Source organism: Rahnella ecdela (genome assembly GCF_019049625.1).
Lineage (GTDB): Bacteria > Pseudomonadota > Gammaproteobacteria > Enterobacterales > Enterobacteriaceae > Rahnella > Rahnella ecdela.
Window position 1 is genome coordinate 34356 of the sequence record NZ_JAFMOY010000125.1, and the last position, 14790, is coordinate 49145.

Annotated in this window: 13 protein-coding genes; 6 read left to right on the forward strand and 7 right to left on the reverse strand. The window is 54.6% G+C overall.

All coding sequences use genetic code 11. From position 1 onward, the window contains the following. Positions 1–171: 171 nt before the first annotated feature. The 5 genes from J1784_RS11830 (at position 172) to J1784_RS11850 (ending at position 5366) form a co-directional block, all read left to right on the forward strand. On the forward strand, positions 172–1518 hold the full coding sequence (locus tag J1784_RS11830; protein ID WP_217149380.1) for a carbohydrate porin: 1347 nt from the start codon (positions 172–174) through the stop codon (positions 1516–1518). Positions 1519–1642: 124 nt separating this feature from the next. Further along, positions 1643–2491 carry a transcriptional antiterminator BglG gene (gene bglG / locus J1784_RS11835; protein ID WP_217149381.1) on the forward strand — a complete coding sequence of 283 codons (849 nt, stop codon included), beginning with the start codon at positions 1643–1645 and terminating at the stop codon, positions 2489–2491. 231 nt (positions 2492–2722) lie between these two features. Next, a complete protein-coding gene (gene ansP / locus J1784_RS11840; RefSeq protein ID WP_217149382.1) occupies positions 2723–4207 on the forward strand; it encodes an L-asparagine permease in 1485 nt (494 codons plus the stop codon). A 155-nt stretch (positions 4208–4362) separates the two neighbouring features. Beyond that, entirely contained in the window at positions 4363–4560 is a 198-nt protein-coding gene (locus J1784_RS11845) for a hypothetical protein (protein WP_217149383.1), read from the forward strand. Beyond that, positions 4560–5366 (forward strand): hypothetical protein, encoded by an 807-nt coding sequence (locus J1784_RS11850; RefSeq protein WP_217149384.1) that lies wholly within the window; start codon positions 4560–4562, stop codon positions 5364–5366. The genes J1784_RS11845 and J1784_RS11850 overlap by 1 nt, the downstream gene beginning before the upstream one ends. 20 nt (positions 5367–5386) lie before the next feature. Here the strand turns inward: J1784_RS11850 and J1784_RS11855 are convergent, their stop codons facing one another. After that, on the reverse strand, positions 5387–6076 hold the full coding sequence (locus J1784_RS11855; protein WP_217149385.1) for a fumarylacetoacetate hydrolase family protein: 690 nt from the start codon (positions 6074–6076) through the stop codon (positions 5387–5389). A gap of 92 nt (positions 6077–6168) precedes the next feature. Beyond that, complete coding sequence (locus J1784_RS11860; RefSeq protein WP_217149386.1) at positions 6169–6963, reverse strand: SDR family NAD(P)-dependent oxidoreductase; 795 nt, start codon at positions 6961–6963, stop codon at positions 6169–6171. Positions 6964–7075: 112 nt separating this feature from the next. Here J1784_RS11860 and J1784_RS11865 point away from each other — a divergent pair, with 112 nt between their 5' ends. After that, positions 7076–7522 (forward strand): winged helix-turn-helix transcriptional regulator, encoded by a 447-nt coding sequence (locus J1784_RS11865; protein WP_217149387.1) that lies wholly within the window; start codon positions 7076–7078, stop codon positions 7520–7522. A gap of 80 nt (positions 7523–7602) precedes the next feature. Here the strand turns inward: J1784_RS11865 and J1784_RS11870 are convergent, their stop codons facing one another. The 5 genes from J1784_RS11870 to J1784_RS11890 are packed head-to-tail and all read right to left on the reverse strand — an operon-like array spanning position 7603 to position 14637. After that, on the reverse strand, positions 7603–9630 hold the full coding sequence (locus tag J1784_RS11870; protein WP_217149388.1) for a CocE/NonD family hydrolase: 2028 nt from the start codon (positions 9628–9630) through the stop codon (positions 7603–7605). Beyond that, entirely contained in the window at positions 9627–11270 is a 1644-nt protein-coding gene (locus J1784_RS11875) for an ABC transporter ATP-binding protein (RefSeq protein WP_217149389.1), read from the reverse strand. The genes J1784_RS11870 and J1784_RS11875 overlap by 4 nt, the downstream gene beginning before the upstream one ends. Continuing rightward, complete coding sequence (locus tag J1784_RS11880; RefSeq protein WP_120162685.1) at positions 11267–12094, reverse strand: ABC transporter permease; 828 nt, start codon at positions 12092–12094, stop codon at positions 11267–11269. The genes J1784_RS11875 and J1784_RS11880 overlap by 4 nt, the downstream gene beginning before the upstream one ends. Positions 12095–12106: 12 nt before the next feature. Then, a complete protein-coding gene (locus tag J1784_RS11885; RefSeq protein WP_217149390.1) occupies positions 12107–13054 on the reverse strand; it encodes an ABC transporter permease in 948 nt (315 codons plus the stop codon). Continuing rightward, positions 13054–14637 carry an ABC transporter substrate-binding protein gene (locus J1784_RS11890; protein WP_217149391.1) on the reverse strand — a complete coding sequence of 528 codons (1584 nt, stop codon included), beginning with the start codon at positions 14635–14637 and terminating at the stop codon, positions 13054–13056. Before J1784_RS11890 ends, J1784_RS11885 begins: the two co-directional genes overlap by 1 nt. Positions 14638–14790 lie beyond the last annotated feature (153 nt).

The following is a 14790-nucleotide window of genomic DNA, read 5'->3' on the forward strand; positions in this document are numbered from 1 at the left end:
CAAGTTCTAAAAAATAAATAATATCTGCGGCTTATAACTCTATAAGCCGCAGCTTCGCCCTGTATTGCCCGATAATAATGATGATTAAAATAATAAAACGGAAATATTAAGATGAAATTTTCTCAGACTTCTGCAACACCTACATGTAAAGTTAAAAATAATAACCGGCTGATGAAAACAAGTTTTCTGGCGCTTTTTTTCTCTGCAACCGTTATTCATTCCGTTAATGCAGCGGATAACTGGAATGGTACCGTTTTAGGTTTTGAAGCGCCCGGCGAAGGCATGTTCGGCGATATGATGGGTATCCGTCCAATTATTGAAGATCACGGGTTTCATTATCAGCTGGGATATCTGAGTGAGTCTTCATATAACGCCGGGGGCGGGTATAACCATGATAAACATCTGGCGTATATCGATCAGTTCTCGCTGACGTTTACGCAGGATCTGGAGATGTACACCGGCATTCCTGACGCCGCCATAGAAGGGAATATTGTTAACCGTAACCATAACGACAACCTGACGTCAGAACGTACGCAGGATCCGCGCGTCGGGTTTAACGATATCGCGCAGGAAAGCTGGGGCGGTCAGTCGATAACCCGTCTGGGCTGGCTGACGTTCGGGCGCAGTTTTGATGACCGCAAACTGCACTGGCGCATCGGCATGATGAACAAGAATCAGGATTTCGACCAGATTATCCCGTGTGATTTCCAGCTGCTCAGCCAGTGCGGCGGTAAATCGGCGAACTCGATGACCTGGTATAACTGGAACAAACACTACTGGGGCACTACGTTTAAGTACAAGCTGACGCCGGAACTGACGCTGAAAACTGGCATTATGGAACAAAACCCGGATGCGTCGGATCGCAAATATGCGTGGAGCGGTTCGCTTAAAGGCGCTCGCGGCATTCTGCTGCCGATGGAAGCAGAACTGAAAACCAAAGTGAATGGTTTGCCGGGTATTTATAACTTCGGCCTGCTGTATACCAACTCACCTCAAACCGATTTGTCAGAAGGGAAAACGCAAAGCGTTGGTGCCACGGATCCTGAAGGATATCGCAAACACAGCAGCACCTGGTTTATGTACACCGGTTTCAACCAGCAGGTGACGCAGCGAGGGGACGACCCGAACCGCGGCATGAGCGTGTCCTACAGCCTCGGTCTGGGCGATCAGCGCAGTAATAGCATTCATTATACTCAGGCCGCTTCCATGCGTTATCACGGACTGTTCGACGCGCGCCCCGACGACTGGCTGGGCTTTGGGATGACCTACATTAAAATGAGCAACCATTACCGCCAGAATCAGGAAAACCTGAACACGATTTATCAGGTGGATGATTACGGTAATCCGCTGTACACGCCATTGTCCGGGCATTCGGTGAACGCGGACTTGTATTATCAGGTGAAAGTTCGTTCGTGGCTGATTCTGCAACCGGATTTGCAATACTGGTACCGTCCGGGCGGAGTAAAGGAAACGCAGGATGCCTGGGTGACCGGACTTAAGGCCATCGTCACGTTCTGAGTGCAAAATTTACGTCTGAGTGAGGATCGGATCTGGTAAAATTATCCGGCAGATCCGCAGACTGCGGCAGACAAAACCTGATCATCCGTACGGGCGATCGGGTTTTTCTTTTCAGGGAATAACAATGAAAATCGCCAAAATACTTAATAATAACGTGGTGGTTGTCGTCAGCGAACAGCAGCGGGAACAGGTCGTCATGGGCCGCGGGCTGGCGTTTATGAAGAAAACCGGAGACGACCTCGATGAAAGTAAGATCGAAAAAATCTTCGCATTGCAGAGTGACGAACTGGTCGCGCATCTGACCGAACTGCTTTCGCATATTCCGATGGAAGTGATGACCACCTGCGACCAGATCATTACTCTGGCGCGCGGGCGGCTGGGGAAATTGCAGGAGAATCTCTATATCGCGCTGACTGACCACTGTAACTTCGCCATTGAACGGCAGAAGAAGGGCGTGCCGATCAGCAATGCTTTGTTGTGGGAAACCCGCCGCCTGTATCCGAAAGAGTATGCGCTGGGGCTGGAGGCGCTGGAGATTATCCATTCGCGCCTCGGTGTGCAGCTGCCGGTGGATGAGGCCGGTTTTATCGCCCTGCATCTGGTGAATGCTCAGCTCAATGGCCAAATGCCGGAAGTGGCGCAAATCACCCGCGTGATGCAGGAAATCCTCAATCTGGTGAAATACCAGCTGCGTATCGAATATGACGAAGAGTCACTCAGCTATCAGCGTTTCGTCACGCACCTTAAATTTTTCGCACAGCGCATGCTCAGCCGCACTGTGGTAGCCGATGACGATATGACGTTGCACGTGGCCGTGAAAGAGAACTACCCGCAAGCCTGGCAATGCTCGGAAAAAATCGGTGATTACCTTGCCGCGCAATATCAGCGGGAGCTGACGACAGAAGAAATCATGTATCTGTCGATCAATATTGAGCGGGTCAGAAAAGAGTGTCTGCCGAAAGAATCTTCCTAACCGCACACAAGCGCAAAATTCGTTGCGCGAAATATGACTGCTCACAATTTTTTATGACGGTTTTTTTTGCCACGGTTAATGAGAACAGGTAGCATCCTTCGCCGTTATTGCACCAAAACAGTTCCGGCTAAAAAAACTACAGTGGGTAAACCCCATAAACGTTGAGGCTTGCAATCGTTTGCTTGCAGCACCCGACGTCAGGTGAAGGTTATTTTTGGAGAACAAGATCGAATGAAGTCTCATAAGAAATCGGCAGAGGCGAAGCACGCGGCGAAAAGACGCTGGCTGGACTCGCACGAACACGGGTATCACAAAAGTATGGGCAATCGTCAGGTACAGATGATTGCCATTGGTGGCTCTATCGGCACCGGTCTGTTTCTCGGCGCGGGCGCGCGTTTACAGATGGCTGGCCCGGCGCTGGCAATCGTGTATGCAGTATGCGGTATTTTCTCATTCTTTATTCTGCGTGCGTTGGGCGAACTGGTTTTACACCGTCCGACCAGCGGCAGTTTCGTATCCTATGCCCGTGAGTTCCTGGGCGAAAAGGCTTCTTACGTTGCTGGCTGGATGTATTTCCTTAACTGGGCGATGACCGGCATTGTCGATATCACCGCAGTGGCTCTTTACATGCACTATTGGGGAACCTTCGGTGATGTCCCGCAGTGGATGTTTGCGCTGGGCGCGCTGGCGATTGTCGCCACGATGAACATGATCGGCGTGAAGTGGTTTGCTGAGATGGAATTCTGGTTTGCGCTGATCAAAGTGGCTGCGATTGCCCTGTTCCTGATTGTGGGTGTGGTGTTCCTCGGCACCGGCAAACAGCTGGACGGCAATACTACCGGTTTACATCTGATAACCGACAACGGCGGTATTTTCCCGCACGGGCTGTTACCGGCGCTGGTTCTGGTGCAGGGCGTGGTCTTCGCGTTCGCGGCCATTGAACTGGTCGGTACGGCGGCAGGCGAAACCAAAAATCCTGAAAAAGTATTGCCGAAAGCCATTAACAGCGTTATCTGGCGTATCGCATTATTCTACGTCGGATCCGTAGTGCTGCTGGTTCTGCTGTTACCGTGGAATGCCTATCAGGCCGGGCAAAGCCCGTTTGTGACCTTCTTCAGCAAGTTGGGCGTGCCCTATATCGGCACTATCATGAACATCGTGGTGCTGACTGCGGCGCTGTCGAGCCTGAACTCTGGCTTGTATTCCACCGGTCGTATTCTGCGCTCGCTGTCGATGGGCGGTTCTGCGCCGAAATTCATGTCGAAGATGAGCGCGCAGAAGGTGCCGTACGCGGGCATTCTGGTGACCGTGGGTATTTATGTTATCGGCGTGGTGCTCAACTACTACGTGCCTTCGCAGGTGTTTGAAATTGTCCTGAACGTCGCATCACTCGGCATCCTCAGTTCATGGGCTTTCATCATCGTTTGTCAGATGAAACTGCGTACAGCGATCAAAGAAGGCCGCGCGAAAGACGTTTCCTTCAAAATGCCGTGGGCGCCGGTCACCTCGTGGCTGACGCTGGCGTTCCTGGCAAGCGTACTGGTCCTGATGGCGTTTGACTACCCGAACGGTACCTACACCGTGGCGACCATTCCGGTGCTGATCATCCTGCTGGTTCTGGGCTGGATAGGTCTGCGTAAACGCGCCGCGGAAGTTCATGCCGAACAGGCCGCGCACGAAGAAGCACACCACGAAAGTCTGGATGGAAGTAAATAATTCATATCTGAGATTTTCAGCAAAGGGCTGCCGTTAAGGTGGCCCTTTTTTGTTATCTGAAGAGGATAAAAATTATCGTTCGTAATTAATCCGAAAGCGTCAAAGCAGCCGTCATTCTTGACTAGGCTTACTCTTTGGTAAAGAGAGGCAAATCTATGTTCAAGATTATGTTGCAGATTTTTTCCAGCCCGGAAAAGTTTCTCGGGTTATTCAGTGCCGCAGATATGGAAAATACGCTCGAAGAAGGCGAGCGTATTCTGATTGATGAAAACGGTACGGCGTCAGTGAACCCGGCTAATCAGGATATGCAGGAAGATTTCGCCCGCCACGTTAAACGCATGAGCGTGCTGTAATGGCGACAGCGGTTTTCATGGTGTTAATGGTCTGCGGGTACTGGTACACCACCCGCGACATCTCATCACGCTTCAAACTTAAGCGCACTTTCGGCTGGGACGTTTATTTCCTGGTGGCGCTGTACGGCTGCATTTTTGTCCTGCAGGGCGTACTGGTCATTGCACTGGTGTATCTGGCGCTGTGGGGGATTTCAGAAGTTGTTAACTGGCTGCCCGCTATTCCTCACCTGCATCAGGATGTACATTACCACCGCGATTTTATCAACTGGAGTTTCTTAGGCATCCAGGCGCCGGTGGTCATTATGCTGGCTGTTTCTGTGATGTTGTGTCTGGTGCGCACCACCTGGTCGCCGGGCCTGCGGCTCAATACCGCCGGACGCAAGCAATTGTACAAACAACTCACCCGGGCTAACGGCGTGGAAGGGTTGCTGTATCAGTGCATGGAAGAGGGCGATATGGTGTTTATCACGCTTCAGTCGCGGCGCGTCTATATCGGCATGGTGCATACGGCACGTTGTGAAACCAGTTCATCGGACAACGTGGTGGTGATCCCGATGGTCAGCGGTTATCGCGACAAAGACACGCTGGAACTGCGCGTCGAGCACAACTATGCCCGTTATTATCAGGAACACGGAATTACGCCGGTGTCTTCCCCGGTGAATGTGCTGAAATTTCGCAAAGTGATTTTACTGAGCCAGATTGAAACGCTTTCGCTATTTGACCCGTCCAGCGCCTGTGCGTTTGAGAAGTTAATTCCGCTTATCGAAGAAGAGAATCAGAGAAAAGTCGGAGAGAAGGACGCCTGAGGCCAGACGTCCTGAATGCATTACACGATGGTGAAGCTGAAATCGCTGAGGCCTTCGATACCGCCGGTAATCACATCACCGCGCACCACTGCGCCAACGCCCGCAGGCGTGCCGGTGTAAATCAGATCACCCGGCCGGAGTTCAACGGCCTGCGACAGATAACTGATAACATCTGCCACCTGCCAGATCTGATCGCTCAAATCACCGCGCTGACGTTTTTCACCGTTCACGTCCAGCCAGATTTTACCGCGGGCAGGATGGCCGGTCTGACTGACCGGCAGCAACGGATTAGCTGGTGCGGAATCATCAAAACCTTTGGCGAAATCCCACGGGCGTCCCTGTTTCTTGGCCTGAGCCTGGATATCGCGACGGGTTAAATCGACGCCGACGGTATAACCCCAGACGTGCGAAAGCGCATCTTCAGTGGCGATGTTTTTACCGCCTCTGGCAATCGCCACGACCAGTTCGACTTCGTAATGCAGATCTTCGGTCAGTGTCGGATAGGGCACATTGCCGCTGGCAGGAATAACCGCATCTGCCGGTTTACCGAAGAAAAAAGGGGGTTCCCGGTCCGGGTCATGCCCCATTTCACGAGCATGTTCGGAATAGTTACGGCCCACGCAGTACACGCGGCGCAGGGGAAAACGTTCGCTCTGGCCTTCGACAGCCAGAGAGGGAGTCTGTGGAGCAGCAATCACATATTCAGTCATCGTATTCACTTCACAAAGTTGGCGAATTAACATATTTGCAAAGCAAATCAACATTGACCAGTAAATTTATGTTACTGGTCAATGTCTCACTGTCAGGCTTTGTAACGTGGTGCGGCATGGGATTGCAGGAAATTCGGCACCATTGCCGAGCGCAGCGCGTCAAAATCGTCCCACTGTTTTTCATCCTGCAATGGCGGAATGGTGACTTTTTCTTTGCGGTCAAAGCCCAGCAACGCGGCATCCACCAGTTCACCCACTTCCATCACCCCCGGCACTTCATCAATATTTTTACCTGAGCGAGCCCAGATTTCGGTACGCGTTGCGGCAGGCAAAACGGCCTGAACATACAGACCGCGGGCAGCCATTTCAAATTGCAGTGTCTGGCTGAAGGTCAGCACAAACGCTTTGGTGGCGGAATACACGGCAGATTGCAGTTCCGGCGTCAGCGCCATCACCGAGGCGATATTAATGATCGCACCGTCTTTATGCTTGATCAGACCGTCGAAAGCCACGCGGGAAAGACGCGCCACCGAGGTGACATTTAAGGTAATCAGATTCTCGATAGCATCGGCGTCGCTGTTCTCAAAACCGGCTTTCAGCGAAGCACCGGCGTTGTTCACCAGCAGGGAAATCTGCGGATTGGCGCGGATGAAATCTTCTACGCGGGCGAGATCTTCGCTACGGGTCAGGTCAGCAGGCAACACGGTGACATTGACGCCGGATTCCTGTTGCAGACGGTCTGACAGCGCATTCAGGCGGTCAGCGTCACGGGCCACGAGGATTAAATCGTAGCCGCGTTTCGCCAGACGGTCGGCATACGTCGCGCCAATACCCGTGGAAGCGCCGGTGATTAGAGCAACAGATTTGGAGCGAATTGAATCTGACATGGGAGAACCTCTGTGTTGATAAAGTGGTTTAATTATAAAACCAGATGATTTTTAGCATCAGTGGTTTTATAATGCAACCAGATTCTTTAAAACGCGTTGAACAGGAAGTGCCATGAAACGAACCCGACTGGAAAACACACCTTGTCCGGCTGGCCGTGCGCTCGATTTAATCGGCGACTGGTGGACGCTGCTGATTGTCCGCGACGCCATGCGAGGAATTTCACGCTTTAGTGAATTTCAGCGCAGCCTGGGCGCGGCAAAAAATATTCTCAGCACCCGTCTGAAAGCGCTGGTAGCGGAAGAGATTTTGAAGGTGGAACCGGCCGCGGATGGTTCGGCTTATCAGGATTATGTGCTGACAGAGAAAGGACTGGCGCTGCAACCGGTGCTGGTCGCGCTGGGGCAGTGGGGAAGCGAGTACCTGTTCGAAGAGGGCGAAGCCTGTACGCTGCTGGTAGATATCGAAAACCGCCAGCCGCTGCGTAAACTGGAAATCCGTGCGCAGGACGGGCGGGTGCTGGAGAGTCAGGATATTACGGCGATTATTCCGGAGAATTAAAATTTGTACTCGATCCGCTCCCTCCCCTGCGAAGAGGGAGGATCAAGGCAAAACCACGGCTTACGGGAACAGACAAAACATTACCGCGCAATTCTCTCGTGCCAGTATTTCGTGAATTCCTCTTCGCCGTTCAGGCTGACCACCATATCGCCGCTGACGATAAAATGCGTCAGGTCGCTGCGCAGTTCGAGGGTGATCTCCGCTTCCATCCACCAGCCTTCACGTCCCATTTTCATGGTCTGAGTCAGCAGATAACGGGCAGATAGCGGATCGCTGTTGCTGACAGTCAGTTCCCGCCGCAGATTATGATCGACCGTCGTGTCGATATCATCGAAGCGGTAAACGCCTTCGCCAAATACGCCGCCCACGCCGTGGGTCACGCAGGTCCAGCTGTCGTTGAGAAAATCGTAGGTGATGTTGCGGTCAACGCGTCCCGGTGACAGCACAGTTTGCGGGGTGAGCGGTGCGCTTTGCGGTTCTTTAATCGGCCCTTCAATCGAAAGCGGCTGCTCGCACACCGGCAGACTGAGCTGCGCACTGTGCAAATCTAAGGTCAGCGTCGCCGCTTCGGCCATCGGCCAGGTCATCGGCCAGAAGGTGGTCGCCAGCGAAATGCGCATCCGGTGGCCGGTGGCAAAGCGGTGCGCAATACCGTCCAGCTGTACCGGGACTTTAACTTTCTGGCCGGGGATCAGCGGCACAGATTTATCATGACCGTGCAGATGTGAAAGATTCAGCCAGCCGTGGGTGACGCGATTCACAGAACCGTCCGGCGAGACATCCGAAAGCCGGACGTAGAGCATCGCCGCCGGTTTATCACTGCTCAGTTCAACGGTAAATTCCGGGAAACCGAAAATGGTCAGCGGCTCAGCCAGCGGCTCGCCGTCGAAGATTTCCGCCATGCCGTCATCAACACGCTGGTCCGGCGGCATTTCGCCGGGTACGCCTGCGCCCATCCATTCTCCGGCCATCAGACCATGGTTTTGCGGCGAACAGATATTGAGCACGCCTGCGTCAACGTCCGGCTGGGTATTAAGCTGGCCGCGTGTCAGCCAGCGCGGGCTGTGGTTGATATTGCTGGCGGTGCCGCGATCAAATCCCACCCATTCGCCCTTACTGACCGGACGCATCGCCGACGGCGGCTGACTGTCCTGTAACCACGTCTGGATCATAGGGCCTTCCATCGCGCCGTTGTCTTTGCCTTTCAGCCAGTGATCCCACCAGCGCACGGCTTCCTGTAAGAAACCCATCGCCGGTTCAGGCGTGCCGTCCTGCGGATAGATGTGCGCCCACGGACCGAGAATGGCGCGGCGCGGCACTTTCAAATTGTCCATCAGGCGGAAAACGGCGTTGCTGTAAGCGTCCGCCCAGCCGCCAATCGCCATCACCGGACACTGGATCGCCGACCAGTCTTCGCATACCGAACCGTGTTGCCAGTATTCATCGCGCAGCGGGTGTTCCATCCACAACGCCGGGAAAAATGGCATGTTTTCCAGACGGTTTAGCCAGTCTTTGTACCCGCTTTCACCGACCAGCGCGGGGTCGGAAGGGCGGCTCTGGTACGCCAGCATAATGCCGCCCCACCAGAGATTGTCGTTGAGCAGACAGCCGCCTTTGTAGTGAATATCGTCGCGGTAACGGTCATCGGTGGAGCAGACGGTGATGATGGCTTTCAGCGCTGGCGGGCGGCGGGCGGCAACCTGTAAACCGTTGAAGCCGCCCCAGGATTTACCCATCATGCCGACGTTGCCGCTGCACCAGCGTTGTTCAGTTATCCACTGAATCACTTCCAGGGCGTCGTCCTGTTCCTGTAACAGATATTCATCCGCCAGCAGGCCGTCGGATTCGCCGCTGCCGCGCAAATCCACGCGCACCACGGCATAGCCGTTTCCGGCGAAAAATCCGTGCATCGGTTCGTCACGGGTACGGGTTCCGTCGCGTTTGCGGTAAGGGATGTATTCGAGAATGGCGGGTACCGGCTGGCTTTCAGCGTCATCCGGCAGCCATAAACGGGCGGCGAGGCGCGTGCCGTCGCTCAGCGGGATCCACAAATGTTCAGTCACGGTGACGGCGTGAGGGAATTCGGTCACGATGCGTTTGGTGCTCATAAGACTCCTGTCGAAGGAATAACTGCCGCAGGAAGCGCCGTGCCGCGCAGGGCGAGAACGTCGTCCAGCCAGCTGGTTCGCATTTCCGGTACGGATGTCAGCAGTTTTTCGGTATAGCTGTGCATTGGTGCGCTGAAGACCACGTCGGTATCGCCGCTGGCGACCACCTGGCCCTGATACATTACCGCCACCTGATGAGCGATACGTTTTACCGTACCCAGATCGTGGGTGATAAACAGATACGACAGCCCGAGCTGTTCCTGCAAGCGCCGCAGCAGATTCAGCACTTCTTCCGCCACCAGCGGATCGAGCGCTGACGTGGCTTCATCGCAGATAATCAGTTCCGGCTGCGCAGCCAGTGCGCGGGCGATACAAACGCGCTGTTTCTGCCCGCCGGAAAGTTCACCGGGACGACGGTCGGTAAGTTTGACCGGCAGTTCGGTCAGGCGCAGCAATTCTTCCACGCGCTCACGCACCTGCTTTTTGTTCATCCCAAAATAAAAGGTCAGCGGGCGGCCAATGATATCCAGCAAGGTCTGGCGCGGATTGAGCGCCACATCAGGCAACTGATAAATCATCTGCATACGGCGCAGCGTTTCTTTATTGCGTTTATGGAAATTGTGCGAAAGCTGAACGCCGTCGAAATCCACACTGCCTTCGGTATCCGGCAACAGGCCGACCAGCGCCCGCGCCAGCGTACTTTTCCCGCTGCCGGATTCGCCGATAATCGCCAGCGTTTTACCGCGCGGCAGTTGCAGACTGACGTCATGCACCACGCGTTTCCCGTTGTAGCCGGTGTTCAGTTTGCGCATCGTCAGCAGCGGCTGTCCGGCGGATCCATGGCCGTCAGCCAGCGGCGTCAGCGCATGTTCACGTTCCGCCACCAGCCTGCGGGTATATTCCTGCTGCGGATTTTCCAGAATGGCTTGTGTATCGCCGGTTTCCACTTCTTTGCCGTGGCGCAGCACCATAATACGGTCGGCAAGTTGCGCGACAACGGCCAGATCGTGGGTGATATACAACGCAGCCGTATTGAATTCGCGCACCAGTTTGCGCAGCATCACCAGCACTTCAATCTGTGTGGTGACGTCAAGCGCGGTGGTCGGCTCATCCATGATCAGCAAATCGGGTTTACACGACATCGCCATTGCAGCCATTGCGCGCTGAAGCTGCCCGCCGGAAAGCTGATGCGGATAGCGTTTGCCGATGTTTTCCGGATCCGGTAAATCCAGCGAACGGAACAGCGAAATTGCCCACTGACGGCTTTCTTCTTTGCTCATCAGACCGTGGCGGACGGGACCTTCGCAAACCTGTTTTTCAATGGTCAGCGCCGGGTTAAACGAGGCCGCCGCGCTTTGCGCCACATATGCCACGCGTTTGCCACGCCATTCGCGCTTGACGCTGGAGGGTTGAGAAACGATATCGGTGCCATCCAGAAACACTTCGCCACCGGCAATCCGGCAACCCTGACGGGCATAGCCTAATGCTGCCAGCCCGATAGTGGATTTCCCGGCACCGGATTCGCCAATCAGACCGAGCACTTCGCCCGCTGCCAGTCTGAGTGAAATATCCTGCACCAGCGGCGAACCGTCGAGGGTTTCGATGCGCAGGCTGCGCATTTCTAAAATCGTGCGTGTCATGCTTCATCTCCATGCGGCAGGCTGTTACGCGCCAGCAGCCAGTCAACCACCAGATTGACGCCAATCGTCAGCAGGGCAATCGCCGCCGCCGGATACAACGGCGCGAACTGACCAAAGTTAATCGCCTGCGCGTTGTCACGCACCATGCTGCCCCAGTCGGCATACGGCGGCTGAATGCCCAGACCTAAGAAACTTAAGCCGGCGATGAACAGGAAGGTAAAGCAGAAGCGCATGCCAAACTCCGCAAGCAGCGGCGGCAGGGCGTTCGGCAGGATTTCTTTGAACAGCACCCAGCGCAGCCCTTCGCCACGCAAACGCGCCGCTTCGACGTATTCCTGACAAACAATCGCCTGCGCCACCAGACGTGCCAGGCGGAACACGCGTGTGGCATCGAGCAGGGCGATGGTCAGCACCAGCACCGGAATGGATGTGCCCATCACGGACAATACGATGAGCGCAAAAATCAGCACCGGAATCGACATCACGGTATCGACGATGCGCGACAGCACCACATCCACCCATTTGCCGTAAATCGCCGCCGTAAAGCCGGTGACAATGCCGATGATAAATGAGCTGAAGGTGATGGTCAGCGCGATAGCAATCGTGGTGCGCGCACCAAACAGAATGCGTGAGAGCATATCGCGCCCGAGGCTGTCAGTGCCGAACGGCGTGGCGGCGGACGGCAGCAGCCAGATATCGCCGACCTGTTCGGTTTCGCTGTGCGGTGCAAGCCAGGGCGCAAAAATAGCCGCCAGCAGATTCACCGCAATAATCACAATACCAATCCAGGCCGACAGCGGGATGTTAATGAAATATCGGTTCATGAGTTCCCTCTTTTAGCGCGCATGGCGCAGGCGTGGATTGCACCAGATCGCCAGCAAATCGGCGGTGGTGTTGAGGAAAATATAGGTGCCACCAAACAGCAGACCGCAGGCCTGAACCACCGGCAGGTCGCGCTTGGTCACCGCATCCACCATGTATTGCCCGATGCCCGGATAGACAAACACCACTTCCACCAGGATCACACCGACCACCAGATACGCGAGGTTAAACGCCACCACGTTGATGATAGGCGCAAGAGCGTTTGGCAGGGCGTGAGAAATCACAATACGCCAGCGTGGAATGCCCTTGAGCACTGCGCTTTCGATGTACGGACTGGCCATCACCGCCGTGACCGACGCACGCGTCATGCGCAGCATATGCGCCAGTACCACCAGCGTCAGGGTGAGCATCGGCAGGGTACAGACGTAAAGCCGGTCGATAAACGACGAACTGCTGTCGACCATCGCCAGACTTGGAAACCAGGTCAGGCGGATGGCGAAGGCGATCACCAGAATGTAACCGACAAAAAACTCCGGCACCGAAATGCTGATAAGCGTCAGCGTGTTCGCCAGCCGGTCAAAGACGGAACCGCGCCAGATAGCCGACGCGATACCTAAACCCACCGCCAGCGGAATGGCAATCACCGCCGCGTATCCGGCGAGGAACAAAGTATTCGCCAGACGCGGCAGCAGTTCGTCGCTGATGGCGCGACCATTCGCCAGTGAATGACCTAAATCGCCGTGCATAATGCCCGCCAGCCAGTGCAGATAACGCAGCACTGATGGTTCATCCAGCCCGAGTTGCAGACGCAACGCGGCAACGGTTTCAGGCGTGGCGCTCTGGCCTAAAATGGCCGTCGCGACGTCACCGGGCAGCATTTCAGTGCCGATAAAAATCAGCACCGAAACCAGCCACAGCGTGATAATGCCCAACAGGGCCCGCTGTAAAATCCGTTTTTTCATCATGCCTCCAGCCAGACGCGCTCGGCCAGACGACCACCCATGAAGTTAAACATCGGATGCGGCTTGATGCCGCCGACTTTTTTGCTGGCGGCATCGAGATAATCGCCGAACAGCGGGATCATTGCGCCACCGTTGTCACGCACGATGCTTTGCAGTTCGCCATAGATTTCCGCGCGTTTGCCTTCATCGAGCAGCGAACGTGCCTGTAAAAGCAATGCGTCAAACTTGTCATCTTTCCAGTGCGTGTCGTTCCATTTTGCGGTGGACTGATAAGCGGTGGAGAACATCTGGTCAGCGGTCGGGCGCCCGCCCCAGTACCCCATACTGAACGGCGCTTTCATCCACACGTCGTCCCAGTAACTGTCGGCAGGCTGGCGCTTGATGTTGACCTGAATACCGCCTTTCTGCGCCTGTCCCTGGAACAGGGCGGCGGCGTCGAGCGCACCGGCAAAAGCAGCGTCAGAAGACGACAGTTCGATTTTGAGATCGGTCAGACCGGCTTTTTTCAGGTAGAACTTTGATTTGTCCGGATCGTAAACGCGTTGTTCCAGGCTGTGATTGAAGAAACGGTCGGTTTTCGGAATAGGGTGGTCGTTACCCAGCGAGCCGTAGCCACGCAGCACGGTATCGAGGATTTTCTGGCGGTCGATGCCGTGTTTAATTGCCATGCGTACGTCGTTGTTGTTGTACGGTGCGACACTGCAATCCATCAGGAACGTAAAATGCTGGCCGCCGGAAGAACGCACAATGTTCAGCGCCGGGCTGCGTTTGAGGAAATCGACCGTTTTGAAATCAACGCGGTTAATCGCATGAACCTGACCGGAAATCAGGGCGTTGGTACGCGCGGTCGGATCGTTAATGACCAGCACTTCCACGGCATCGACAAAGGCGCGATCCGGCTTCCAGTAGTTCGGGTTACGTTTGAACAGCGATCGCACGCCCGGCTCGTACTGATCGAAGATAAACCCGCCGGTACCAATCGGGTGTGACCAGTCAGTGAAGCCGTTCGGCACCACCACCAGATGGTAATCCGCCAGCAGATATGGCAGGTCAGCGTTGCCGCTGTCGAGGGTAATCAGGACTTGGTTGTCGCCCTGTTTGGTCAGGCCGGTAATCGGAGCCAACTGGGTTTTGATGGCGCTTTTGGATTTGTCGCCGCGATGCAGGTTGATGGAATAGAGAATGTCATCGACGTCGAGTTTTTTGCCGTTATGGAAGGTCACGCCATCACGAACAGTAAACACCCATTCGGCGGCACCCGGTTTGGCTTCCCATGCTGAGAACAGTTCCGGCGTGGCTTTGTTATTTTCATCAATTTCCACCAGGCCATTCATCAGCATATATGCCTGATTTAAGGGCACCCAGTCGCTGAATAATGTCGGGTCCAGCGTGTCACTGGTATTTCCGCCTGACATGCCCAGTTTTAATACGCCGCCTTTTTTCGGTTCAGCGGCGAAAGCAGAGAACGGTGAAAAACCTAAGGCACTGGTAATACCCACAGCGGAAGCGCTGGTAATAAAGCCGCGACGGCTAAGTTGTGCATCCTGCATTAATTTCGTCAAAGGGGAATTATTATCTTTCATTAATTTTCTCCATAGTACGTGCTGGAATTTTATAGGTGCAGGCGAAATACCCCGGGTGTTTCTAATTGGCGCAATGGATTGCCTTGATGATTTATATCAAAACCTCCTGTTGAACTTGCATGAGAATTTATCATGAGGGTATGCGAAAAATGC